This is a genomic window from Pleurocapsa sp. FMAR1 (assembly GCF_963665995.1).
Classification (GTDB): domain Bacteria; phylum Cyanobacteriota; class Cyanobacteriia; order Cyanobacteriales; family Xenococcaceae; genus Waterburya.
Genome location: NZ_OY762512.1, coordinates 5,391,658 through 5,416,564 on the forward strand (window position 1 = coordinate 5,391,658; position 24,907 = coordinate 5,416,564).

Here is a 24,907-nt window from a genome sequence, read left to right on the forward strand (position 1 = left end):
AAATATCCTGATTTCCCTACAGCTTTAAGAGCTTTTCTAATAAAAGAAGGTTATTTGAATAAAAAATAATAGACCTTGAATGGATTAGAAAACTTTAAAACAGTCTTTTAAATAATAATTAAATAGCGATCGCTTTTCCATTTATCGATCTAGATAATTACTCGATCGCTATTTATTTGTTCATTTATATACTAAGCCGATTAAAAAGAGGTCATGATGTCCCGATGCACTTTTGCATAACCATTCTCGACTACTTCAAAATGATCTTTTAACTGTTGATGCGCTTGGGGTAAAGCATGAAAGGGAATCGAAGGATAAAGGTGGTGTTCAGCATGGAAGGGAATGTTCCACGCCATCAAGGGAAGCCAAGTTAAAGTAGTGCGAGTGTTAGTTAAAGGATTTGCATCATTAGTGCATCCTGTATGTTCGGCTAACAAGATAGAGCGTACAATTGGTTGTCCTACAGCTAAGGGAAATAACCAAAGGGTAAAAAACCAAGGTTGATGGAATATTATCGAGATAGCGATCGCAATTCCATAAACCGCTAGTTGTAAACGTGTAGATCTGATCACCTCATCTCGCGCATCTTCAGCGATGTAGAAATAATCTTCTAGCTGACCTGTGGCTAGTTTATAATGGCTTTTAAACTTTCCAACCCACCAGTTAAAACCACTTAGTTCGATTAAATACTCTTTAAAGTTACTAGGTTTGGGATCGTCTAATTCGGGGTCTTTTCCATTAACTTGAGCATAGCGATGATGCCATTTATGATAGCGACGATAAAAATCACTGTTATAAAAAGATAAGAGTCCCGCTATCCAAGCAACACTATCGTTGAGGCGATTGTTAGCGAAAGCTGTGCGATGAGAACTTTCATGTAAAGGTGCAAACATGACAGCAAAAGTAAAGCCGTAGATAATTAAAGCTGGTACTTTAATTAACAAATTATCTGCCGTTGTCCACAAATACCCACTACCAAACATCACGCAGATATGTCCTGCAAATTGAATTAATCCTCGCCAATTAGAACGAGTATTTAAGGTCTTTAATTCTGAAGGGTCTAAGATTTGTTTTGGCTTACGGGCGGGTGATACTGATTTGATTGTGGCTTGACTGTTCATGTTTTAACTCGGTCGCTCACTTATTATAACAAGTTTTAGATTAACACAAATATAGCAACTTGTTATAATAATTTGGTAACTAATGTGACCAAATAAATAAGTTTGTCAAGATCGCCAAAGCAGATACCACTTCATTTAAATATTTCCGAACAAATACACCAGCAGATTATCGATGGTAGTTATTTACCAGGGAATAAATTACCTAGTGAAAGAAAGTTAATCGAAGAATGGGAAGTCAGCCGAATTACAATTAGAAGAGCGATCGCTAATTTAGTTCAACAAGGTTTAGTGACCACTTATCAAGGAAAAGGAGTATTTGTTAATGAGCAACGCAAAGTAGCTTATACTCTCTCTAATCCGCTAACGTTTCTGCAAAATGACCTAACAGACAAAGGAATTGAACTATCCTTGCAAAACATAACCTTTGAGCTTGTTACCACCTCAACAAAAGTTCAAAAAATACTGCAATTACCTCGAAACAATCCCACTGCTTACCTCCAAAAAAAACTGCTGCTAACGGATAAAGTGCCTGGAGGCGTTGATATTACCTACATTTTGCCAGAAATAGGTCACAAGTTCGCCACAGAGTTAAAACAAAACATGACCTTTCCGATTTTAGAACGCCATGATTATCCCATCGAGCGTGTTGCTGCAATTATCGAATGTACCAATGCTAATCTCGAACTGAGTGAATATTTAGATGTACCTTTAGGTCATCCTTTGCTAGTTTATCGCCACACTGCTTATACAACCCAGAATCGCCCGATAGTTCATGGAGAAACAATTTCTAGAGGCGATCGCTTTTGCTATGCAGTTAATCAACTCAACCTCACCAAGGGTTTGAATCGTAAGTGACTGCAAGATTCTTAAGCTATATCAGTAGAAATCTATTACAAGCACCAAGAGACAAGATAAAATAAACAACAATAGTCATTAGTTAATAAGCTGGAGCAATAAGGAGTGACGTTAAAACCAGATTGGTTAAGAGTTAAAGCCCCACAGTTGGAACGAGTAGGCAGCGTTAAAGAGATTTTGCGCGATTTGTCGCTAAATACTGTTTGTGAAGAGGCATCTTGCCCTAATATTGGGGAATGTTTTGCCGTTGGCACAGCGACCTTTCTGATTATGGGTCCTGCCTGTACCCGTGCCTGTCCTTATTGCGATATTGATTTTGAGAAAAAACCCCAGGCTTTAGATCCAAATGAGCCAGTCCAGCTAGCAGAGGCAGTACGTCGCCTTAAGCTAAATCATGTGGTGATCACTTCCGTAAACCGCGATGATTTACCAGATGAGGGTGCATCCCAATTTGTCCGCTGTATCGAAGAGGTACGTAAAGTTTCTCCTCAAACCACAATTGAGCTACTCATACCCGATTTATGTGGCAACTGGGAAGCTTTAGAAACTATCATTGCTGCTCAACCCGATGTCTTAAATCACAATACCGAAACTATTCCCCGCCTATATAAAAGAGTACGTCCTCAAGGAGAATATTTGCGATCGCTCGAACTCTTAACCCAAACTCGTAAAATTGCTCCCTGGGTATACACCAAGTCTGGCATCATGGTTGGCCTGGGGGAAACCGACGCAGAAGTTAGAGAGGTAATTCAGGGCTTGCGAGATGTGGACTGCGATATTTTAACTATTGGGCAGTATCTCCAGCCTTCTCAGAATCATTTGGGGGTTAAAGATTTTGTTACCCCTGAGCAGTTTAAAGCCTGGCAAGAGTTTGGAGAATCAATTGGTTTTCTACAGGTTGTTTCTAGCCCTCTAACCCGTAGCTCTTATCATGCAGAACAGGTTAGGGCTTTGATGCAGCTTTATCCTCGACAGAAGCCTAACTGACTTGCTTCAAAGCCTAATACATTTCCCGTGTAATTACTTACTCAATCATAACTTTACTCCACTTAGATAACCGTTAATCAAAGACGGTTCTTTTTTTGCGTATTTTTGGCTAATTTTGCTCAGAAAATACTGTATTCCATAAATAACAAGGGTCGCAAGTTTAATTAAGCAGCCTTAATTGAGGAATAGCTTAACTTTTTTTGTAAAGAAATATAAACCTTGTTTTCTTTAGGGAACTTTTAATGACGCAAATTCTTCCACTCACCAGAAAGCAATATTTGTCGGCTTTTCCTGAATCACTGTAATTTTAATAACCATCAGCCAACCGCGTTATTACTGAGAATAGACCCGAAAACTGATAAATAACGAAAAGAATTTCAATTATGTTGCTTTTTGTTATGAATTGGGCAATCTATTCACAGAGGAGGAGTCACATCCAAAACCTTCACTGGAGTCGTCATTAAGAAATCGCCATGCTTGCTAGTTCTTCACACCTTAAAACCGAAAAAGATAATCCTGCCACTAATCCTGACATCGATCTAGATTTGGAACTCAAAGATAGTTCTAATAAGTTGCCCGATGAACTTGTAGAACTTGATTTAGAAAGTTCAGATCCAGAACATATTGCTCGAAGAGGCACTCGTACTACTACTGATTTAGTCCGACTATACCTACAAGAAATTGGTAGAGTTCCTTTATTAGAAAGAGATGAAGAGGTTTCAGAGGCGCAAAAAGTTCAGCGTCATATTAATATCTTAGAGCAACGCGCTCAAGCTGCTGAAGCAGAGAATACCATTCTGCAAGAATTTGTTCAACTGGTTGATGTATACGATCGCCTTGTAACTCAACTTAGTCATCGTCCCTCCCTAAAACGATGGTCTATAGCTTTGGGTATGGAAATCTCTTTATTAAAAGAAAAAATAGCCGTAGGCAAACAAGCCTGGGCAGAAGTTGTGGGCTGCGATACTAAAGAGCTAGATAGAATTCAAAAAAATGGCATCCGCGCCAAGGAACACATGATCAAGGCGAATTTGCGCCTTGTGGTTTCTGTTGCCAAAAAATATCAAAATCGTGGTTTAGAACTGCTTGATTTAATCCAAGAAGGAACTTTGGGTTTAGAAAGAGCCGTAGAAAAGTTTGACCCCACCAAAGGTTATCGCTTTAGTACCTATGCTTACTGGTGGATTCGTCAGGGCATCACCAGAGCGATCGCCACTCAAAGCCGAACTATCCGCCTTCCCGTTCATATTACTGAAAAGCTGAATAAAATTAAAAAAGCCCAGCGCAAAATTTCTCAAGAAATGGGACGCACGCCCAAAATTGAGGATATTGCCCAAGAGCTAGATATGACAGCAGCGCAAATTCGCGAAGTTTTATTGCGCGTACCTCGTTCTGTATCCTTGGAAATCAAGGTAGGAAAAGAAAAAGATACAGAATTAGGTGATTTGTTAGAAACCGAAAGTGCTTCTCCTGAAGAAACTTTAATGCGGGAGTCTTTACAGAAGGATTTACACTATCTTCTTTCTGAATTAACTACTCGCGAAAGAGAAGTTATCCAGATGCGCTTTGGTTTTGGCGGTGAGAAACCTTTTTCTCTAGCGGAAATTGGTCGTTGTTTGGAACTATCTCGCGAACGAGTACGCCAAATAGAAGCTAAAGCCCTGCAAAAGCTACGTCAACCCCGAAGAAGAAATTTAATTAGGGATTATTTAGAGTCTCTAAGCTAAATAATCTTGTTTGTTAAAAGCTTTTAAAGGAGAAAGATTGAGTTCTTTCTTTTTTTTTGAGAGTATGCTGGCATAATTTTTTATTCCAACAATATTTGTTGATTAAGTAATTGCCCGAAAGTATCTTTGCTTGGCAGAGAAGATTGCGCACCGTTTCTAGTAACGGCTAAAGCACCTCCTACTGTTCCCCACTGCACTGCATCTTTCAAAGACTTGCCCAAAGCCAAAGCAGCAGCTAACGCGCCATTAAAAGCGTCTCCTGCTGCCACTGTATCTACTACAGATACGGGGATAGACTTAATCCAAAAACTCTCTGACTCGTTGCTGTATAAACAGCCTTGGCTACCTAAAGTTATAATGACGTTTTTTACTCCCATTTGATGCAGGAAAGATGCTGCTTGTTTGGCGGTAGTTACTCCATCTACAGTAAAACCAACTAACTGACTTGCCTCTACCTCATTAGGAGTAATAATATCGATCAGGCTATACAGTTCTTCTGGTAATTCATATCTTATGGGAGCAGGATCGAGAATTAGGCAGCAATCGTTAGCTTTTGCCTCCCTGGCCGCTATTAAAACTGTAGCAAGGGGAATTGCTAGCTCTAAAAGCACTATTTTTGCTTGAGGAAGTAAAAGTTTGAATTGCTCTAACTCCTTTTCTCTAACTAGGTTATTTGCTCCCCCGGCACAGGCAATGGTGTTCGCTCCCGTAGAATCGACTACGATTGAGGCAATTCCAGAATAGGTATGGGGATTGATCGTAATACCGCTGGTGTCTACTCCTTCGGCTTGCAAACCTGAAATGAGGGTTTGACCAAAGCTATCTTCACCGACTTGACCAACAAGGCTTACAGGTATGCCTAATTTAGCTATAGCTACTGCTTGATTAGCCCCTTTACCTCCCGCAACGGCAAAAAAGCGATCGCCTATAACTGTCTCTCCCTTCACGGGTAAACGAGGAACTTCTATAACTAGATCTAAATTGATACTGCCAAAGACAACTACGGTCATTCTATTTAATATTTTGAATCTTTCACTGATTATTGATTATAGAGCTTCCCTTACTTACTCATATTCTAAACATATTTTGAGTCGTTGTTTATGTGGTTTTACCAGATGTCATAGCTAACTCAAGATCTTAATTATTAGAAAAAACACAGTCGCTCAGATATAATTTCTCTGGTTTGCGTTTAAAATTCCTGATAGTGCTTAAACTATAGATCATTAATAAAAAGCAGCTTAAATCAAGATTCACTAGAGGCGCATCATTATGAGTAATTCAGCTAAAAAACCCGTCGGCATTATCGGCGCTTCTGGATATGGGGGGGTTCAATTAGTTAGGCTTCTCTTAGAACATCCTGAAGCAGAAATTGTTTATTTAGGCGGTGATAGCAGCGCAGGTAAACAGTATGGCTCTATTTATCCTCATCTGGCTCATTGTGTAGACCTTAATGTCGAAAAAATCGATCTAGATCTAGTTGCTTCTCGCTGCGAAGCTGTGTTTTTAGGTTTGCCAAACGGTTTAGCCTGCGATATTGCTCCAGTTTTAATCGAGAAAGGATGCAAAGTATTAGATCTTTCTGCGGACTATCGCTTTAGTAATTTAGACACTTATACAGATTGGTATAAAAAAGTACGCAATGACCAAGCGATCGCTAGCAAGGCCGTTTATGGTTTACCTGAGTTACATCGTGAACAAATAAAACAAGCTGCTTTAATCGGCTGTCCTGGCTGCTATCCTACCGCTAGTTTGTTGGCTCTAGCACCATTACTCAAAAATGGCTTAGTTGACCCGTCAACCGCTATTATAGATGCCAAATCGGGTACGTCTGGAGGAGGTCGTCAGGCAAAAACCAGTATGCTATTGGCAGAAGTAGATAATTCTTTGGCAGCCTATGGAGTTGCTAATCACCGTCATACCCCTGAAATTGAGCAGATTTGTAGCTCCTTAGCTCATCAAGAGATTACGGTACAGTTTACTCCTCATTTGATTCCTATGGTTCGGGGAATACTCTCAACGGTTTATGCAACCTTGAGAGATCCTGGTCTAGTTAGAGAAGATTTGTTGACTATTTATTCTGCTTTCTATCGCTCATCAAGCTTTGTCAAAATTCTACCTAGTGGTGTTTATCCTCAAACTAAGTGGGCGTGTGGAACTAATTTGGCATATATAGGCATTCAGGTAGACTCCCGTACAGGAAGAGTGATAGTGATATCTGCTATTGATAATCTGATTAAAGGTCAAGCAGGTCAAGCAGTGCAGTGCCTTAATCTGATGATGGGTTGGGACGAAGCCCTAGGTTTGCCCAAGCTGTGTTTTTACCCTTGATATTTCTGGCGTTGCTGATTTGTAATGTTTTAAGTAAGTCAATTGGCAACAAACCCATTTTGCGTATTTTTAATATTTGGGTTTCGAGGCGTAAAATATAAAGTTAGTGTTGATACAATTTTGGCAAGTAGACTATTGATATAATCCCGTTACCAAAAGTAGCTAGCGTCAATATTTTTAATTCGTCACTAGTTACTTAAAGAATAAAAAAGCGATGGGATACTCTAGCGAGTTCAACAGTAAATGTGGGGGAGTTTTTCTGTTTCAAGGGGGCAACACAGCCAACGGATCTTGCAGGAAAGAACTTGTACTAAAGTATAAGAAACTGTTTGTAAAGTAAATGTTAAGGATGGAGAAGTGGTGAAGATGGAGAGGTAGAGAGGATGGAGAAGTAATGAGGATAAAGTAGAAACTTCACTGCCCCAAATACCTCATTACCTCAAACACTACACTACCCAACAGCAGAAGAATTTTATTTTCTTTTTGCAAACAGTCACTAAGCCTCGTGTTGTCTACAACTGTGCGCATCAAGAAAGCGATCGCGCTTTAGCCCCCTAATAAAAACTTGAGTAACGCTGTGGTGAAAATACTGCTGAGGAAAAAAAGTAGAGTAATACTAGCAACTGCATCATTAATAATAGTGCTAGCGATCGCCTTCATTCAAGGAGCAACAAGGATTGCAGCGCAGTCGGGGAAAATGCCGACACAGATGCAGATGGTTACTTCGGCAGACTATCCTCCCTATGAGTTTAGAGATACCGCCTCTGGTAATAAAATTATCGGCTTTGACGTAGATATTGCCAACTACATTGCTAAGGAATTAGGGTTTGAGTTAAAGATAAGCGATACCGACTTTAACGGGATTATTCCTGCTTTGCAATCGGGTCGGGCTGATTTTGCCATGGCTGGCATGACCCCAACCGCAGAGCGCAAAAAAAACGTAGACTTTTCAGGAATTTACTACGAAGCTAAAAACACAATTGTTGCAAAAAAGGGAAGCAACTTAATTAAACCCCAAGATTTGGCAGGTAAGACTGTTGGCGTGCAGCTTGGTTCGACTCAAGAAGAAGCGGCTAAAACCCTAACCAAAGAAGTAAAGGGGATGCCAACTAAGTCTCTTAACAAAACCAGTGAAATCATTCAAGAGGTAAAAGCAGGTCGAGTTGATGCCGCAATTATTGAAGATACCATCGCCAAAGGCTTTGTTGCTGCTAACCCCGATTTAGAATTTAAGACAATTCCCAATACCGAAGAGGCTGGTTCGGCGATCGCCTTTCCTAAAGATTTTCCCTTTGTTAATGATTTTAACCGCGTTCTCGAAGAGATGAAGGAAAGCGGGAAACTAGAAGGTTTAGTTAATAAGTGGTTTGGCGACGGCAAGGAAACGGCGACACCAGCAGGAGAAGCAAATAATAGTGCCTTATCGTTTGCCCGAATCGCACCGAGTATTCCCTTTATCTTAAGAGGTCTGGGAACAACACTGTTATTTACGGCTCTTTCGGCTCTATTTGGCTTTATCTGGGGAACAATTCTTTCTCTATTCAAAATTTCTAATATTAAGCCTCTAACTTGGTTAGCTAACGCCTATACGTCTGTGTTTCGCGGTACGCCACTGCTGTTGCAAATTGCGCTCGTTTACTACGCCACCCCACAGCTAACTGGCTATGATATTCCTGCTCTGGTAGCAGGGGTGATTACATTTACCCTTAATTCAGGGGCTTATATTTCTGAGACAATTCGCGGTGGTATTTTGGCTGTAGATAAAGGACAAAGAGAAGCCGCGTTATCGTTGGGAATTCCCTATAAACCAATGATGCTGGATATTATTCTGCCCCAGGCAGTCAAAAACATATTACCCGCGCTGGTCAACGAAAGTATTGCTTTACTTAAAGACTCGGCTTTAGTATCTACTATTGGTGTTGCCGATCTATTGCGTCGCGCTCAGATTGTCGGAGCAGAAAAGTATATATATTTTGAACCGCTACTATTTGCTGGTGCGGTTTACTACGTGATGGTTATGTTCTTAACTTGGGGAGGCTATGCACTCGAACAAAGATTACAAAGAAGCAGTTAGAGTCGAAGATTTATCTAAATCCTTTGGCAAACTGCAAGTTCTTAAAGGGATATCCACTAGGGTTGGCAAAGGAGAAGTGGTGGCGATCATCGGTCCGTCTGGTTCGGGGAAATCAACCTTCTTGCGCTGCCTAAATTTACTAGAAACTCCGACATCTGGGAAGGTTTATATTGAGGGAGCAGATATTACTAACCCTAAAACCGACATACTAAAGTTGCGACAAAAGGTGGGCATGGTATTTCAACATTTCAACCTTTTTCCCCACATGACGGTGTTAGAGAATGTAACTTACGCACCAATTAAAGTTAAAAATGTCACTACAGCTAAGGCGCGTGGCAAGGCAATGGAATTGCTGACACAGGTTGGGCTTCCAGAGAAGGCAGACACTTATCCAGTCAGGCTATCAGGGGGACAAAAACAGCGAGTAGCGATCGCCCGTGCCTTGGCGATGGAACCAGAAGTAATGTTATTTGACGAACCTACTTCCGCCCTCGATCCAGAAACGGTTAAAGAAGTGCTTGAGGCAATGCAGAATTTAGCCAAAACTGGAATCACAATGGCAGTTGTCACCCACGAAATGGGCTTTGCGCGGGAAGTAGCCAATCGCATTTTATTTCTCGACCAGGGGCGACTGGCGGAAGATTCACCACCCAGCAAGTTTTTTACTAATCCAGAATGCGATCGCGCTCGTCAGTTTCTCGAAAAAATGCTTTAACTTTTGGCTTCAATTACCAGATTTGATTTAAATTTAGACGTTGCCGAAAAATGATGATATATATTTCAATTATGAAATATGAAATGTCCAAAGCGTGGTTAGATAAAAAGAATAAGGTTTGGCTTTAGACAGTAGTTAACTATTAGAAACCAGGAATTCTTCTTTGAACTTTAGGCGATCGCAGCAACTCTAGTTTTCATAACATGAATCTAAATCTCGTATCTTTTCTCAGCATCAGCATATTTTTCTTGACGATGGCTACATCGGCTACATCTGAGCCTGTTCTTAACAAAATTCAACGGACAGGGGTATTAAACGTTGCCATTAGAGAAGATGCACCGCCTTTTGGCTATTTAGATGCCAATAACAATCAACAAGGATATTGTCTTGATTTTTTTGCTCTTTTAAAACAACAGCTAACCGAAAAATTAGAGCGCAATACTTTGAGTACTAAATTATTTAAGTCCACCCCCGCAAACCGCTTTACTCTGGTAAGTAATACAGTCGATTTAGAATGTGGTCCTAATACTATTCGCTCTGACATACCAAAAAATATTAGTTTTTCTACCGGCTTTTTTGTTACGGGAACACAATTTCTGATTAAGCGAGAAAATAAAAATCGCCTCGATCTTAAAACTGATTTAGACGGTGCAAAACTAGGAGTAATTAGTAATACGACAACGGCAGATTTTATTGCTAAAAAATATCCAGGTGCTACTATTCAAAAGTACGCTGGCTTAACTGCAAGAACTAGAGGAATACAGGCAGTTGAGCAAAACAAGATCGACGCGATGATTAGCGACGGTATTTTGCTGCGTGCTGTGGCACAACAGCAGGAACTATCTTCAAAGCAATATCCCCTCGTACCAAAAATTCCCTTAACCTGCGATCGCTATGGCATGATTATTAAAGGGAATGATCCTCAATGGCGAGATTTTGTTGATTCTGTAATCAATAGTCCTGAAGCAGCAAGTTTATCTAATGCCTGGTTTGGTCAACTGTATAACTACACTTTAAATGTCAAAGATTTTTGTCAGCAAAGTTAATAGTCTTACTTTACTTTTTTATCTCAAATTGCTTTAAGCTTCCCAATTATTTAATTTAATTGCGTTGATTAATGGATAATTAATAATTGAAACTATCCTCTAAGCGATCGAGCATTAAATCATCAGAACTAGGATTACGCCATAGCTGATTTAAGCCACTAGCGGGCATTGTTAAATATAAAATGTCTTGAGGCTGCAAGGATGTTTCTAATAATTGCCAATTATGTAAGGTTTTATTTTTTCTTTCTAAGTATAAAGGCACAAAATCTCCTTTAACTGCTGCAGTTTCCACATTCTGACCGAAGAATGGATGTCTTGGCGTAATCATGGTTGCCAAAGCTACCCAGAGCAAATCTTGAGTCATACCATTACCTAAAATTCTGCCTCCTAAAGCTGCTGCTGCAAAGGAATAGGTTGCAAGCTCTACAGGAGACAAAACATGGTCAAATTCAAATACTTCCTGCATTGATTGAGCAAACTGAGGATCGCCACTACGCACTACGGTTTTGATGTATGGTGACAATGCTTTGGCAGTAAGACTTATTTCTAGGTTGGTTGTGTCATGACTAGTAATAGCAATCAAACTAGTAGCGCGTTTGATGTTAACTGCCTTGAGAGTCGAGGGTGTACTAGCATCTTCAATAATTACGGGAATGCGTTTAGAACGAGCAGAACGTAAAAAACGGTTATTGGGGTCGGATTCGATTACTACGACTTCGTGTCCTTGAGCATGGAGTTGACTAGCAACTTTGATTCCTAATCCGCCTAAACCACAAACGATATGGTGATTTTGTCGAGGAATTCTGGCTGCATCTAATGTTTGCCGAAAACGACTACCCAAAACAAAATCATTGATCAAGGCGTAACAGATACCAATCACTCCCGCACCAACAATCATCATGATTGCCGTAAAAACCTTGATGTAATCAGAACCTCCTTCAGCAACTTCTTCTTTTCCTCCTGCGCCAGTAATCATACCTACAGAGAAATAAAGGGCATCAGGGATGGAAATCTGTTGATTAACGCTGACGTAGATTAAAGTGGCAATAAAAATTACAGTTAGTAGAGCAAGACTAACTAAAGTTACAGGACGAGCATAATGCTGATAACGAGGAAGATTTAAAATTGCTTTTAAGATTTTTTTCTGCCAAGATCGACGTTTGGTAACAACATTAGGTTTTGTGCCGACGATTAAGCGATCGCCCAATTGTAGGCGACTACCCTGTTTGACTGCCGAAACTAGATCTGTTTCTCCTTTAACGGGTAGGTAGTAAATCAGCATACGGTTAGGATTATCCCAGAGTTCATTTAGTTTTATACCTAACCAGGGATGATCGCGATCGATAATTTCTTCTTGTATGGGCCAAGTACGATTAAATAACTGTAGTTGACCAATAGCTTTATTACCTAGGGCTGCAAAAGTGAATAGTGGGGCAGAAAGAGCAGCCACGCTCATTGTAAAGTGATCGGGTAAGGTCAAATCCAGGCGATCGCCTAAAGTATGATTTAAGAGACGATTGATAATTCTAATCTGGGGATTTAAAACTTTCGCCTGAGTCAAAATAGCTAGGTTTAAAGCATCATCATCATTAACTAAAACTAAAGTCGTGGCGTGTCTAATTCCTGCTTGAATTAGGGTGGTGTTGTTGCGTGGGTCGCCAACAATAATTTGTTTACTGGGAAATCTATCTACTGGACGTTCACTAACTGCTACGACTTCTGCACCTTGTTGTTTTAACAAACTGTATATTTTAGAACCAGTACGCCCTAAGCCACAAACAATAATCTTGGGTTGCATAAGCTTTTTCGTAGAGCATGGGAATATATTTGCTCTTACTAACTATAGTTAATTGTCTTTAACTATGAACGTGCTTGCTGTATACCTGCACACTTTCTTAAGGGATGATAAATAACAGATAAAGCATAAAAATTTTGGGAAAATTAAATCTTGCATAGCAAAATGCTTTAGTAGATCTAGTAAAGCGGGCAAATCTTAGTTTTGCTTTTGTTTCTTTTGGCAAGCGATCGCTCTTAATTAAATCAAATATATTTAGACTCAGCAGATGAGCGTAAACAATCAGTGTGACAATTCTAGACCGTATATAATTCGTCAAGCTAGAGCAGATGATATCGAGATATTAGATAAAATTCACGCTGAAAATATGCAAAATTATGTTGAAAAAGTTTATCTCTGGAATCCTAAACTTTTTCGAGCTTGTTTCATTCGACAAGATTACCAAGTAATTGAAAAGAAAAGACAAATCTTAGGCTTTATCAAGATCGTTACTTCAAAAACAGATATTTATTTAGCAGAGATTCAGATTGATAGGCAATATCAAAAACAAGGAATAGGAACGAATCTAATTCAATCAATCATTAAGCAAGCACAATTACAAGACAAAGAATTGTGGTTAAAAATCGTTAAAGGTAATCCTGCGGAAAATTTATATGCAAGATTAGGATTTACTGTATTTGCAGAATCTTCAACCCATAAGAAGATGAGAAAATAGCGATCGCTTTGAGTCAGAAATTAGCTTATGTTGCGAGCACTGACATTTTTATTTCTGTATTGGAACTTTAGCTTGTAGAGTTTCTAAAAGCTTATTTGCTACTAGTTCAGAAGAGGCTGGATTTTGACCAGTAATTAAATTACCGCTTTTTATAGCAAAGGGTTCAAAATTATCAGCACTCTGGAAATTTCCCCCTAATTCTCTTAGCTTAGTTTCCAGCATGAAGGGTACAGCGTCAGAAAGTCCTACTGCATCTTCTTCGGCATTGGTAAAAGAATTAATTTGTAGCCCGTTAACTAAAGGACTACCATCAGGTTTTGTTGCCCCAACTAAACCCGCAACACCATGACACACCGCAGCGACTACTTTATCTTGGGCATAAGCTTGGGAGATAATATTCGCTAAAGGTTTACTCTTTGGCAAGTCCCACATCGTACCGTGTCCCCCTGGTAAAAAGACAGCATCGTATTGATTAAAATCGATGTCTTCGATCGCCTGAGTATTATCAGTTGCAGCTACAGCAGATTTGTCTTGTAAGAAGCGATCAACTGCACTTAACCCAGCCAGCAGCATCAGCACATATTAAATCTTTAGAGGCGTTAATGGAGAAGAAACTATTTATCCGCCATGCTAGAGGAATAAAGCCTACTGCGATCGCCAATGATTTAGCCAGATCTATTGCCCCTCATTTAGAACAGATCGAAACTAAGTTTAATGCGGTGCGATCGCGTATTGCGACCGTTGCAGGTATAATCCATATAGCAACCCCAGCCGAATTTTTAGATGCCAAAGTATTACCCGCGATCGCATCTTTGCTTGCGCACGATCTTAAAGTCAGGATTCATTTAGGTGGAAAAGAACGCATTTATCAACTGTTAGATGATGGCACAGTAGATCTAGCAATTACCGCATTTCAACCTCAAAGTAAAGCTTTAGATTATGCTGAAATTGAGCAGGAGACTTTAATTTTAGTTGCTGCTACTGATTGGGAAAGACAGCATTTAATTCAACCATTCGATCCACAGCAGTTATTGAGTTTACCTTTGATCGCCTACGATGAGGATTTACCATTAATTCGTCAATATTTTGCCGAGGTGTTTCAAATTCAACTAAATATTCAGGCGACGGTGACTGTTGCCGATTTAAGAATAGTGCGATCGCTTGTCTCTTTTGGTCAAGGTTATACTGTCTTGCCTAAATATTTGTGTGAACAAAAGCTACAGACTGGCAATCTTTGTCTTTTACATCAGAAAGAATTTTATCCTCGTAACAATCTTTATCTAGTTTGGAATAAAGGCAACTTGAGACATCCTAGAGTGGTATACACACGAGATCATTTGTTAGAAATTCTCTAATTAATGATTACCGTTTAAAAACTGTTCGCGTTCTTAACTGTTGATTTATATCAAAGATATTATTATAATTCTGAAGACTCAACTAAAGCAGATTCTGAAAGACTTGGCTTGGCAGTAAATTCAGCAAACAGAGTTGTAATTACTACCGCAGCAGGAATAGCAAAGATCAAGCCGATAATTCCTAGCAGTTCGCTCATGACTAAAACGGCAATAATAACGGTAATTGGATGTAAGTTAACCTGTTGTCCAACCACAATAGGTTGAAAAATATGCGTGTCGATCTGGTTGAGAAGTAAAAATAGAACCAACACGAATATAAGCTTTAGCGGTGAGATAGTCAAAGCTACTAAGGCAGGTAAAAAACCGCCGACAAAACTGCCAAGAATGGGAATTACCTCAAATAAAGCGGCAATTATGGCAAAAGGAAAAGATAAAGGAATACCCAGCAGCCAAAGTCCGATGCCTACTCCCACACCCAGAAACAGCATTGCTAGAAAAGTACCGCTCATCCAACCTTGAAGTCGCAATCTCATAGTTTCGAGAATATGTCTTAGTTGTTGATGATGACGACGAGGAGTCAAGCGTAATAAGCCTTCAGTAAAGAAGCCAGAGTCATAGGTGATATAAAGAGCCAAAATAACGATCGCAAAAGCTTCTACAGTAACTCCAAAAGCTGTTTCTAATAGAACAGGAAACGATTTTAAAAGTCCATAGAGAAAATTATTTAGTTTGGCAATCTCCTGGGAGATATCAGGAATAAAACTATATCTAGCATGAAGATCCTGAGACTCTTTGGTTAAACTGCTTAAATATTCTGGTAGCTTAGAGCTAAATTTCTGAAACTCATTTAAAATATCGGGCAGGATAACAATAGGCAAGAGTATAGTTAAGCCTAGAATAGCAATAACTAAAACTAAAACCGCTAACCAACGCAGCTTAATCAGTTTTTCTAGCTGATGCAACAGTGTTTGCAAAATCAGCGAAAGTAAAATGGCGATCGCAATTAACTCTAAAACCGATCGTAGTTGATACAAAATCAAAAGAGACAGAACCAGTAAGACTGCCAACGGCGCACCTTGAGTTAGCTTATCTACCAGTGAAGGCGGTCTTTTTTGATTCATAAACCTATTTTTGGCTGTAGATATCCGTTGATAATAACAAAGATCGGGCAATCACTTTCAAATCCTTTCATTGTTTTGCTATTCTACTGACACATCAACGACACATCAACTTTTTATTGTATTTAAATCCGAAACAAAATAAGCCGCTCGTCAGTATAGACAGCATCAGCATAGTTTTTTATTTAACTTAAGACAAATTTATAAATCAGCATAGTTTTTAAATTTTATAAATTCAACTTTTATTTAAACCAATCAATAATGTGAGTCACAAGCTATGTTATTACCTTTCTTTTTCTTAATCTTTTTACCTTTACCTATTTTATTGGCTTTATTAATCATCACCTTTCTGTTTCCTGATAGTGACCAAGATTTGCGATAAACGGCTGCGCCGTAGTCCCTGCGAGAAAGGTGTAATCACCGCATCTATTACCACGCTTGCTAGTTACTAGTGCAGGGCATTCGCTTGGCGCGTTTTGGGTGGGAAGATTCCTACCCAAAAGCCGCCAACCAGATCGTCCCCCAAAGGGAGACTTCGCTGCCTTGCAGCGTGCATCAAATAGAGTCTTAAACTCTACACGGACGGCTGAAATGTCGAAGGAACACTTGCGGCTAAAGCCTTCGTCCGACATCGCTTCCTCCTGATTGTAGACACCTCAAGGTAGTGAGATCTTAGACCTAATTGTTTTTAGTAGTCAGATTGAACTAAAAACTAACGACTATAAACTTAAAACTTTTTGATAATAAATTTACTTAATTTTCTTTTATCTTGGCTTATTTTGAGAATCTATAATATATAAAAACTGCTTTATTCTTAATAAAGTTCCTAAAGTAACTTGTTTAGTTAACCAATAGAGAATAGTCAAAACAATAAAGGTGATCGCTATGACTAACAAAGGCTTTTTGGTAGTCAAATCATCTACTGTTGAAGCCAGCAAAATGTGTGGTTTAGTTAATAAATCCCAGCTATTAAAACGGAGAAACCTACCCATGAAAATGCCGACCGCACTCAAAGCATGAGTTATTAATTCGCTGCTGAAAATAAATCTACCAGCACCCTGTTTTTTTAGATAAAAACCTTGATTAATTAGAGAAACTACATAAGCTTCCCAACCAAGGGCGATCGCTAATAAATGTAAAGGAATAAAAATTAAAGTGGTAATCCAAATAGAATAGCCTGCTCGGATTGCGGCAATTAAATGAATAATATCAGTTAACAAATATGAGGCATTTGGTAAGAAACAAATAAAAGCAACAAAACCAATCCACCAAAGTAAAGATCGCTTTTTAGTACGCCTAAGAAATAACCAGAAGCTGAGAAATAAAGGAATAAACGCTAAAAATAAATTCCAGACAATCCAACCACTATATTCATTAAATGTTTCCAAAGCATTAGTTAGTATTGATTCCATTATCTAGGGTGTTTGAGCAAAAGTTGATGTATTTTTCTATACAAATTAATATCTAAAATTTAGCATAGTAGTATGGCGCAAATGTGTCGGCGGTGTAATCCCTTGACAAAACAATTATTTTGATACAATAATCCTGCTTGTCGTAGTATTCGATCATAAAGCAAGAGCGATCGCCAATGACTCATAAAGTATTAATTGTCGAAGATGAGGTAGAAATTGCTCGTTTAATTACTATCAATCTAGAAAAAGAGGGATTTGATTGCTTCCACTGTCGCGATGGTATAGCAGCCTTAGAAGCATTTAAACAGCAGCAACCAGACGTAATTGTTCTAGATTTGATGATGCCAGGCTTGAATGGATTGGAAGTATGTACCCGTATTCGCCGTCAAACCGTTGGCAAAGATCCTTTTATCCTTATGTTAACGGCAAAGGGAGAAGAAATAGATCGGGTAGTAGGCTTATCTACAGGGGCGGACGATTATCTAGTTAAACCCTTTAGTGCGCCAGAGTTAATAGCGAGGATTCGTGCCTTACTCAGACGCAGCCTCCGAAAAATCGATACAGAAGATCTGCAACACTGCACCCAACATTTTATAGTTAATGAAACCCAACGCACCGCATTTAAAATTGATGACGGTAAAGAGCAACAGCTAAATTTAACCACAATTGAATTTGATTTACTCAATACTTTTGCCAGTCAACCTAACCGCGTTTGGAATCGCACTCAGCTAATTGATCGTCTGTGGGGAGATGACTTTTATGGAGACGATCGCGTTGTCGATACTCATGTAGCACGATTACGGAAGAAAATTGAGCCAGATACGGCTCATCCTCAATTTGTTAAGACAGTATTGGGAGTGGGGTACAAATTTGAAGACGAAAAAGCTAAATAGTCTTGCACAAATTATTCTTAACTATCTTTGTAAAAGGTAAGAGTGAATTATAGCTGTTCTAGTAATTAATATTTAAAATACATATTCATACAAGAAGTTTATTTTGTCTGAAAATAAAAACGAATTTAAAATAGTTAATTCTCTGAAGCGCCAACCCTTATCTTTAGCGACGCGTTTTTTTCTCATCTAATAGTAATGATTGTGGCAGTAAGTTTTCTGGTGATTGTCGGCAAAACTGCCTCGCCAATTTTGTTTGCACGACACATAGAAAAAATTGAGAATGAGGGATTCGATTTTCAAGACTCTCGTGCTGATGTTATTGAAGGCTTTAACAGTGCTTGGCACAGTAGTACTCTATGGTCAGTAATCATCGGTGCGACAACGGCGGGAGGGTTAAGTATTTGGGTTACTCGCCGTATCACCAAACCGATGCTGAGAATTGAACGAGTAACGCAGCAGTTTGCTAGAGGTAAGCTAAGTGAAAGATTGCCTCCTAGCGATATACCAGAGCTAAATCGACTCAGTGCTAGCTTTAACAATATGGCTAGCAGCATAGAGGGAATAGAACAACGTCGTCGAGAATTGGTCAGCGATCTCACTCACGAATTGCGAACTCCACTAACTATAATTTATGGCTATTTAGAAGGAATTACCGCCAGTAATATTGAAGCCACTCCAGAAGTTTACGAGCGACTAATGAAGGAAACTAGACGGTTGCAGCGATTGGTTAATGATTTACAGGAACTATCTAAAGCCGAGGCAGGATATTTGTCTATTCATTTGGCACCTGTTAAGCTGTATCCCTTGTTATCTACCTTAGTGAAAAAATTTGAGGCTCAGTTATTGGATGAATTAACGATTCATTTAAAATATCCAACTAATCTACCCTTAGTTTTAGCGGATTTAGACCGTTTGGAACAGGTTTTAATCAATTTACTAGGTAATGCCGTATCCTATACAGAAAAAGGCACAATTACACTGCGGGTTTGGCAAAGGTCAAACCGAGTATGGATAGCTGTAAGTGATACAGGACAAGGAATTGCCTCTGAAGATTTACCCCATGTATTTGAGCGTTTTTGGCGTTCTGGTCTAGCAAGCGATCGCAATAGCCGAGGTAGCGGTATTGGTTTGGCTATTTCTCGTCGCTTAGTAGAACTACAGGGTGGTCAAATAGAAGTTGAGAGCCAATTGGGTCAAGGAAGTACTTTTCGATTTTCTCTTGCCGTTGCTTAATTGATAATCTAACAACCGCATAGTAACACTGCCGAGCAATTAATGAAATTCTCTCAGCTTAAATCAAAATTACGCGCTCTTAATTCTAAAAATTATCGCCTTTTCTTTTTCGGACAGGGAACGTCTTTAATTGGAACTTGGATGAATAATGTGGCTGCTATTTGGGAAGTCTACCATCTGACTAATTCTCCACTGCTGTTAGGGGTATTCGGCTTTCTCAGTCAAAGCCCTCTGATATTAGCACCGTTAGCTGGTTCTTTTATAGAACGCCAGAATAACCGCCAGGTTTTATTAATTACCCAGACGATTTCAATGGTGCAGTCTTTTGCCTTAGCGGTTTTGGCTTTGACTCAGTCTCTTAATCTTGGCTATCTGATTATTCTCAGCTTTATCCAAGGTATGGCTAACGCTCTAGATGTGCCGACTCGTCAGGCTTTTTTACCAGAAATGATAGACGACAAGGCAGATTTAGATAATGCGATCGCTCTTAATGCTTCGTTTTCAGGTTTTGCGCGCTTGATTGGTCCGGCGATCGCGGGTGTATTAATATCTAAGTTTGGTACAGGAAGCTGTTTTTTAGTTGACGGAATTAGCTATTTTGCTATCTTGGCTTCTCTAATGGCGATGAAGATTTTGCATCAGCCGTCTGATTCCACCACAGCTAAATTTAATCGACAAGAATTAGCATCAGGTTTTCGCTATGTTTTTAACTCAAAACCAATTCGCTCTATTTTATTCTTGCTGGCTTTAGTTAATTTTATGGGTACGCCTTTAATTGCTTTAGTTCCCATCTTTTCCAAAGAAATTCTCGGTGGTGATTCTAGTACTTTTGGTTCTATGATGACGGTTTCAGCAGTTGGAGCATTAACTGGTGCTATTTATTTGAGCCTGCGTTCTGGTTTGGTTGGTTTGGAAAGGCTGTTTGGCATCTCAGCAGCAATGTTAGGAGTGGTACTGGTTATCTTTTCCCAATCAAAGGTAATGTGGTTATCGTTTGTTGCGGTTGGTTTTATTGGCTTGTTTTTAATTATTGAGAATGCTGCCAGTAATACGATGATTTTGAGCATGACCGACGAAGACAAACGAGGTAGAGTTATGGGAATATATACCATTGCCTCCGATACGATTATGCTGCCCTGCGGTAATCTGTTTGCAGGTGTTTTAGCCTATTTAATCGGTGCGCCCTCAACAATGCTAGTTGAAGGAATATTTTGTGCCATTGGTGCTGTAGTCTTTTGGCAGTATTTACCGATAATCAGGCGATCGCTTCCTCGGTAGTCAAAGAATCTAAAAATATAAATTGTCAATCTAATTGAAATAGCCTTTCTACAATCGACTACTACCACTAGGATTGCTAAAAATCATTTTTAAAGCAATTAGTAGCAATAAAATACCAAAGATTTTTTCTAAAATGTTGCTAGGTAAATTAATTGCCAATTTTGCTCCCAACAAGCCTCCTAAAACAAAACCAAGACAAATCAAAGCTGCCACTTTGAAATTTACATATCCTTGTTGATAGTAAGTCCACGCTGCCAAAATTCCAATTGGCGGAACCAACAGCCCCAAAGTTGTTCCTTGTGCCTCTTGCTGGGAAAATCCAAATAAAAAAATTAAAGAAGGAACGATAATCACGCCACCGCCAATGCCAATCAGCCCGCTCAAAGCTCCAGCGAAAGCCCCTAAAAGTATATAAAGCAAACTCATTCCTAGTATTTTGTTTATATCGATACTCTACGTTAGATCCTAAACTAGTTTTATAGAGTAATACTAAATCCGATGTCTTTAAACCTACTTTTAAATTAGTTTTGGCAGGGGATAGAGGATAGGGTGTAGGAAAAAGATCAGCTTTTTGGGTTTTATAAATTATTCTGCCTATCTACTTATATTCATGTTGTTCTCACTAGCTCGCCTCAAATTTTTGCTGACGATCGCATTGGCTGTGGGATTAATCTGTATTACTTTGCCAACAATAGCTCAAACCTCTAATTCTCCGACTAATACGCCATCGACACCGAAATCAAGTGGAGTCAATTTATTTTCTTCCCTGTCTAGCTTATCTAACTCTACGGCAACGCCAACTACAGAATGGATTTGGTTAGATGGTCGTAAAGTATTTCAAGTCACTGCTTTAGATAGCAACCTACCAGAAAGAATCCGAATAATCAAGCGTAATCTAAAACAAATTAGTAATGCTTATTTTCAAAGTAGAAGTGACGATCTACAGGCAACAGTAACAAATATTGACGGTTTACCAACCATTAATATAAATGGTCGATATCTTTTAACTGTAACTGACCTAGATGCCAAGCTGCGAAACGTAAGCAGTTTTACCTGGGCTCAACAGTTAAGCCAAATTCTGCGACAGGCTTTAATAAAAGCTAAACAAGAGCGACAACCAAAATTTTTGATTCGTCAAGGGAAGATCGCTGGTGGAATTTTTGGACTTGTGGCGATCGCTAATCTGATATTATTAAAATTACGTCGGCGCATTCAGTTAACTAGAACCAAGACCCAAGCTGCTGTCGGCACTGAAAATATTGCCTCCAAGCTACAGATTAAAAGCAGCCTACAGGCTATTGAGAATAGATTATTATTAGACGTTCAAATTTTGCTTTGGCTGGGCGGAATATTAGCATCTTTATATTTATTTCCCTACACTAGAGCTTTACAGGTATGGCTGCTTAATGGCTTAGGAATTCCTTTTAAAATTGGACTGGTTGTATTAGGAATATATACTGCTATTCGCTTAAGTCATGTTTTTATCGATCGCTTTGTTTCTTCAATCAACACTAATCCTTTTATTTCGCCTATAGCAACTGAGCGATCGCAACTGAGGGTTTCCACTATTTTTAGTGCAATTAAGTGGGTCGCAATTATTTGCTGGTTGGTAGTTGGGGCGATTGTTGGTTTAATTCTTTTTGGCATTGATCTTGCTCCTTTGTTAGCTGGAGCAGGGCTATTAGGAGTAGCACTTTCTCTGGCTTCTCAAAATTTGATTAAAGACACTATCAACGGATTTTTAATCGTTCTTGAAGACCAATATGGCATCGGCGACATTATCGACACTGGAACTTGGTCAGGTACTGTAGAAGAGCTTAACTTACGAATTACCCAACTACGAAACTCAGAAGGGAAATTAATTACTATTCCTAATAGTCAAATGGGAGCGGTAGCTAACCTGACTAAAAGTTGGTCGCGGGTCGATCTTAACATTCCCGTTGCCTATGAGACCGACACTTTGGCAGCGATTAAGATTATTGAAGCAACTGCTATTGAAATGAGTCGAGATCCTCAATGGCAATGGCAAATAGTCGAGACACCTCAAGTGATGGGTATTGATGACTTTAGCGATCGCGGATTGATGGTGAAAATATGGATTAAAACCCGACCTCTCAAACAGTTTGATGTAGCCAGAGAATATCGACTGCGCCTAAAATTAGCTTTTGATAAGGCAGGAATATTAATTCCCGTACCGCAGCAAAATATTTCAGTTCATCCTAACTCAGTCTCCAACTCTAGTTTTTTCAAGGCTGACCATTCTTAATCTAAATTTGACAAGATTAAAAATAGGTAAATTACTAGAAAAGGCGAAATTACTTAACAATCAGGTAATTTTAGTAGGAGATACCAAGCAGTTATCAGCAGCAGAAGCTGGCGCACTTTTTAAACTACTACTAGAAGCTGGTTTATCCACTGCTATTATCGACCAGAATCTGAGACAGCGATCGCTCATTCTCAAACAGGTAGTAGATAAGATCGCCCAAAGCAATCTAGATTCTAATAGTATTAATACCGCCTGTCAAAAACTCAACGAACCAGGAAAAATTAAGCAAATTGTCAGTGATGAGGCACGTATAGAGGCGATCGCAGCAGATTATCGATCTCGTCCGCTTGAAGTTCGTCATCAAACCTTGATTGTAGCTGGTACGAATGCCGACAAACAGGCGATCGTCTGTTTGCTTTTTGAATGAGAATTACCTAGTTGTTTCATAAAAGCGATCGCTAAATTAAGATCTTCTAAAAAAGTATGATGTTCGACAAAGATTGTTTCTTTTAGCTCTAGTATCGGTTAAAGGCACAATTCGACTGGCACGTTTGGCAAACACTTTCAATCCTGTTTTCTTACCTTGGCGCACGATTAAATTCACCCTAAGCTGATGTAGTTCGACAGTACGAGTTACCTCCAGGCTCATAATGCCAACTAAAACGCGCTCGCGAAGAATAGATAATCGCTGTTTGTTGGTTTTTGTCTGACTTAATTGGAATTCAATCTCACCTAACAACAGTTCTAGTTCATCTAGTTCTAAATAGGAAATATTACTGGCTGGATCGACTCCTTCGTTAGGAGCTTGGATACCAGCAGCAGGATTATTAGTTATGAACAATACTATTTAAATTAATAATTTAGTATTCCCCAGACACCAAAAATATTGTTGTTACTTTAAAATTTCGTTCACCTGACCAACCAAATTGATCGCAGCTTGTCTAATAGTTTTTTGATTTGAATCTGCAGCATCGTATTGATGAGGATACATAATTGCCCTAGAACTACTAACTACTGCACCCAAACCGTCGGCATTAAAACAGGCTTTGATGCCCTCTTTTCCTCCTCCCTGTGCGCCTACACCTGGAACAAGAAATAAACTATTAGGTAATTGTTTACGTAGACGAATAGCTGCTTCAGGATAGGTTGCGCCGACGACTGCACCAATACCGCTATAGCCAGATTCGCCGATACTTTTATCTGAAGCAGGTTTAATTAAATCGGCAATAATTTCATAAAGATATCTGCCATCTATTTGCTGTTCTTGAATTATCGCAGCACCAGGGTTAGAAGTTTTTACACAGACAAATATACCTTTCCCCCATTTTGTTGCTTCTTCAAAAAATGGTTCGAGACAGTCTTCACCCAAATAAGGAACAATGGTAATGGCATCAGCTTCTAAAGGGTGTGCTGGTTTACTTGGTAAATAGCTTTGGGCGTAAGCTGTGGCTGTAGAGGCTATATCTCCCCGTTTTACATCTAACACTACCAATAAATCGCGATCGCGCGCTGCTGTGATAGTCTTTTCCAATGCCACAATTCCCGCTGAACCATACAACTCATAGTAGGCACTTTGAGGTTTTATGGCAGGAACAAGATCGGCAACGGCATCTAACACCATTAGATTATATTGATAAATCGCTTCGGCACAATCAACTAAACTACTTTCTTGAGTAATACCCTGTTTTTGTAACCAGCTTTCAGGTATTCTCTCCAAAGCAGGATCTAATCCAACGATGCAGGGAGTTCTTTTTGCTTGAATTTGCTCAATAAGCTGGTCAATAAACAATTTCATTGAATGATTAATTATTCTAAAGAGCTAAGTTATTTTAATTGTTAGAAAATAAGGGTATTGGGCTTTCGATCTCTAGTATCTTATACACAACTACGCCTGTCTACATACTTATATACAAGAGAAAATATGGCTATCTGAAAAATGACTACTGTTAATCAAGACTCTTGCAAAAAATATAAAGTATTGTTGGTTAA

General features: G+C 39.2%; 23 protein-coding genes. 14 read left to right on the forward strand and 9 right to left on the reverse strand.

Translation table 11 applies throughout. From position 1 onward, the window contains the following. Positions 1-200 precede the first annotated feature (200 nt). Positions 201-1,121 carry a fatty acid desaturase family protein gene (locus SLP02_RS26160; protein WP_319423611.1) on the reverse strand — a complete coding sequence of 307 codons (921 nt, stop codon included), beginning with the start codon at positions 1,119-1,121 and terminating at the stop codon, positions 201-203. A 102-nt stretch (positions 1,122-1,223) separates the two neighbouring features. Here SLP02_RS26160 and SLP02_RS26165 point away from each other — a divergent pair, with 102 nt between their 5' ends. The 3 genes from SLP02_RS26165 (at position 1,224) to sigC (ending at position 4,690) form a co-directional block, all read left to right on the forward strand. Then, complete coding sequence (locus SLP02_RS26165; protein WP_319423612.1) at positions 1,224-1,976, forward strand: GntR family transcriptional regulator; 753 nt, start codon at positions 1,224-1,226, stop codon at positions 1,974-1,976. A 105-nt stretch (positions 1,977-2,081) separates the two neighbouring features. Then, positions 2,082-2,963 carry a lipoyl synthase gene (gene lipA, locus SLP02_RS26170; RefSeq protein WP_319423613.1) on the forward strand — a complete coding sequence of 294 codons (882 nt, stop codon included), beginning with the start codon at positions 2,082-2,084 and terminating at the stop codon, positions 2,961-2,963. 473 nt (positions 2,964-3,436) lie between these two features. Further along, positions 3,437-4,690, forward strand: a complete 1,254-nt coding sequence (gene sigC / locus SLP02_RS26175) for an RNA polymerase sigma factor SigC (protein ID WP_319423614.1) — start codon at positions 3,437-3,439, stop codon at positions 4,688-4,690. A gap of 80 nt (positions 4,691-4,770) precedes the next feature. Here sigC and rbsK read toward each other — a convergent pair whose 3' ends face one another. Continuing rightward, positions 4,771-5,700, reverse strand: a complete 930-nt coding sequence (gene rbsK, locus SLP02_RS26180; RefSeq protein WP_319423615.1) for a ribokinase — start codon at positions 5,698-5,700, stop codon at positions 4,771-4,773. Between the two features lie 259 nt (positions 5,701-5,959). Between rbsK and argC the strand changes: the two genes are divergently transcribed. The 4 genes from argC to SLP02_RS26200 all read left to right on the forward strand — a co-directional run bounded on the left by argC (position 5,960) and on the right by SLP02_RS26200 (position 10,853). Continuing rightward, positions 5,960-7,018: an N-acetyl-gamma-glutamyl-phosphate reductase gene (argC, locus tag SLP02_RS26185; protein ID WP_319423616.1), complete on the forward strand. Its 1,059-nt coding sequence runs from the start codon at positions 5,960-5,962 to the stop codon at positions 7,016-7,018. Between the two features lie 697 nt (positions 7,019-7,715). Next, positions 7,716-9,092 (forward strand): ABC transporter substrate-binding protein/permease, encoded by a 1,377-nt coding sequence (locus SLP02_RS26190; RefSeq protein WP_413467437.1) that lies wholly within the window; start codon positions 7,716-7,718, stop codon positions 9,090-9,092. Further along, positions 9,058-9,807: an amino acid ABC transporter ATP-binding protein gene (locus SLP02_RS26195; protein ID WP_319423618.1), complete on the forward strand. Its 750-nt coding sequence runs from the start codon at positions 9,058-9,060 to the stop codon at positions 9,805-9,807. Before SLP02_RS26190 ends, SLP02_RS26195 begins: the two co-directional genes overlap by 35 nt. A 203-nt stretch (positions 9,808-10,010) precedes the next feature. Beyond that, positions 10,011-10,853, forward strand: a complete 843-nt coding sequence (locus tag SLP02_RS26200) for an amino acid ABC transporter substrate-binding protein (protein WP_319423619.1) — start codon at positions 10,011-10,013, stop codon at positions 10,851-10,853. Between the two features lie 79 nt (positions 10,854-10,932). Here SLP02_RS26200 and SLP02_RS26205 read toward each other — a convergent pair whose 3' ends face one another. After that, complete coding sequence (locus tag SLP02_RS26205) at positions 10,933-12,651, reverse strand: potassium channel family protein (protein ID WP_319423620.1); 1,719 nt, start codon at positions 12,649-12,651, stop codon at positions 10,933-10,935. A 265-nt stretch (positions 12,652-12,916) separates the two neighbouring features. Here SLP02_RS26205 and SLP02_RS26210 point away from each other — a divergent pair, with 265 nt between their 5' ends. Next, on the forward strand, positions 12,917-13,363 hold the full coding sequence (locus tag SLP02_RS26210) for a GNAT family N-acetyltransferase (protein WP_319423621.1): 447 nt from the start codon (positions 12,917-12,919) through the stop codon (positions 13,361-13,363). 48 nt (positions 13,364-13,411) lie between these two features. Here the strand turns inward: SLP02_RS26210 and SLP02_RS26215 are convergent, their stop codons facing one another. Beyond that, complete coding sequence (locus SLP02_RS26215; RefSeq protein WP_319423736.1) at positions 13,412-13,936, reverse strand: type 1 glutamine amidotransferase domain-containing protein; 525 nt, start codon at positions 13,934-13,936, stop codon at positions 13,412-13,414. Between the two features lie 29 nt (positions 13,937-13,965). Here SLP02_RS26215 and SLP02_RS26220 point away from each other — a divergent pair, with 29 nt between their 5' ends. Further along, positions 13,966-14,718 (forward strand): LysR family transcriptional regulator, encoded by a 753-nt coding sequence (locus SLP02_RS26220; RefSeq protein WP_319423622.1) that lies wholly within the window; start codon positions 13,966-13,968, stop codon positions 14,716-14,718. A 62-nt stretch (positions 14,719-14,780) separates the two neighbouring features. Here SLP02_RS26220 and SLP02_RS26225 read toward each other — a convergent pair whose 3' ends face one another. Further along, positions 14,781-15,839, reverse strand: a complete 1,059-nt coding sequence (locus tag SLP02_RS26225) for an AI-2E family transporter (protein WP_319423623.1) — start codon at positions 15,837-15,839, stop codon at positions 14,781-14,783. Positions 15,840-16,600: 761 nt separating this feature from the next. Continuing rightward, entirely contained in the window at positions 16,601-17,248 is a 648-nt protein-coding gene (locus SLP02_RS26230; protein WP_319423624.1) for a DUF1361 domain-containing protein, read from the reverse strand. Between the two features lie 176 nt (positions 17,249-17,424). Here SLP02_RS26230 and SLP02_RS26235 point away from each other — a divergent pair, with 176 nt between their 5' ends. The 3 genes from SLP02_RS26235 to SLP02_RS26245 all read left to right on the forward strand — a co-directional run bounded on the left by SLP02_RS26235 (position 17,425) and on the right by SLP02_RS26245 (position 20,652). After that, positions 17,425-18,141 (forward strand): response regulator transcription factor, encoded by a 717-nt coding sequence (locus SLP02_RS26235; protein WP_319423625.1) that lies wholly within the window; start codon positions 17,425-17,427, stop codon positions 18,139-18,141. 195 nt (positions 18,142-18,336) lie between these two features. Continuing rightward, entirely contained in the window at positions 18,337-19,374 is a 1,038-nt protein-coding gene (locus SLP02_RS26240; protein ID WP_319423626.1) for a sensor histidine kinase, read from the forward strand. Positions 19,375-19,416: 42 nt separating this feature from the next. Then, positions 19,417-20,652 (forward strand): MFS transporter, encoded by a 1,236-nt coding sequence (locus SLP02_RS26245; protein ID WP_319423627.1) that lies wholly within the window; start codon positions 19,417-19,419, stop codon positions 20,650-20,652. A 48-nt stretch (positions 20,653-20,700) separates the two neighbouring features. On the opposite strand, the gene SLP02_RS26250 is transcribed toward SLP02_RS26245, so the two are convergent. Beyond that, on the reverse strand, positions 20,701-21,078 hold the full coding sequence (locus tag SLP02_RS26250) for a TSUP family transporter (protein WP_319423628.1): 378 nt from the start codon (positions 21,076-21,078) through the stop codon (positions 20,701-20,703). 184 nt (positions 21,079-21,262) lie between these two features. On the opposite strand from SLP02_RS26250, the gene SLP02_RS26255 reads away from it, so the two are divergent. Both SLP02_RS26255 and SLP02_RS26260 read left to right on the forward strand, forming a co-directional pair. Continuing rightward, positions 21,263-22,918, forward strand: coding sequence for a mechanosensitive ion channel family protein (locus SLP02_RS26255; protein ID WP_319423629.1), 1,656 nt, complete (start codon positions 21,263-21,265; stop codon positions 22,916-22,918). Between the two features lie 7 nt (positions 22,919-22,925). Beyond that, a complete protein-coding gene (locus SLP02_RS26260) occupies positions 22,926-23,345 on the forward strand; it encodes an AAA family ATPase (protein ID WP_319423630.1) in 420 nt (139 codons plus the stop codon). 36 nt (positions 23,346-23,381) lie between these two features. Here SLP02_RS26260 and SLP02_RS26265 read toward each other — a convergent pair whose 3' ends face one another. Next, positions 23,382-23,759, reverse strand: coding sequence for a hypothetical protein (locus SLP02_RS26265; RefSeq protein WP_319423631.1), 378 nt, complete (start codon positions 23,757-23,759; stop codon positions 23,382-23,384). A gap of 51 nt (positions 23,760-23,810) precedes the next feature. Further along, a complete protein-coding gene (gene pyrF, locus SLP02_RS26270) occupies positions 23,811-24,713 on the reverse strand; it encodes an orotidine-5'-phosphate decarboxylase (protein WP_319423632.1) in 903 nt (300 codons plus the stop codon). Positions 24,714-24,907: the final 194 nt, after the last annotated feature.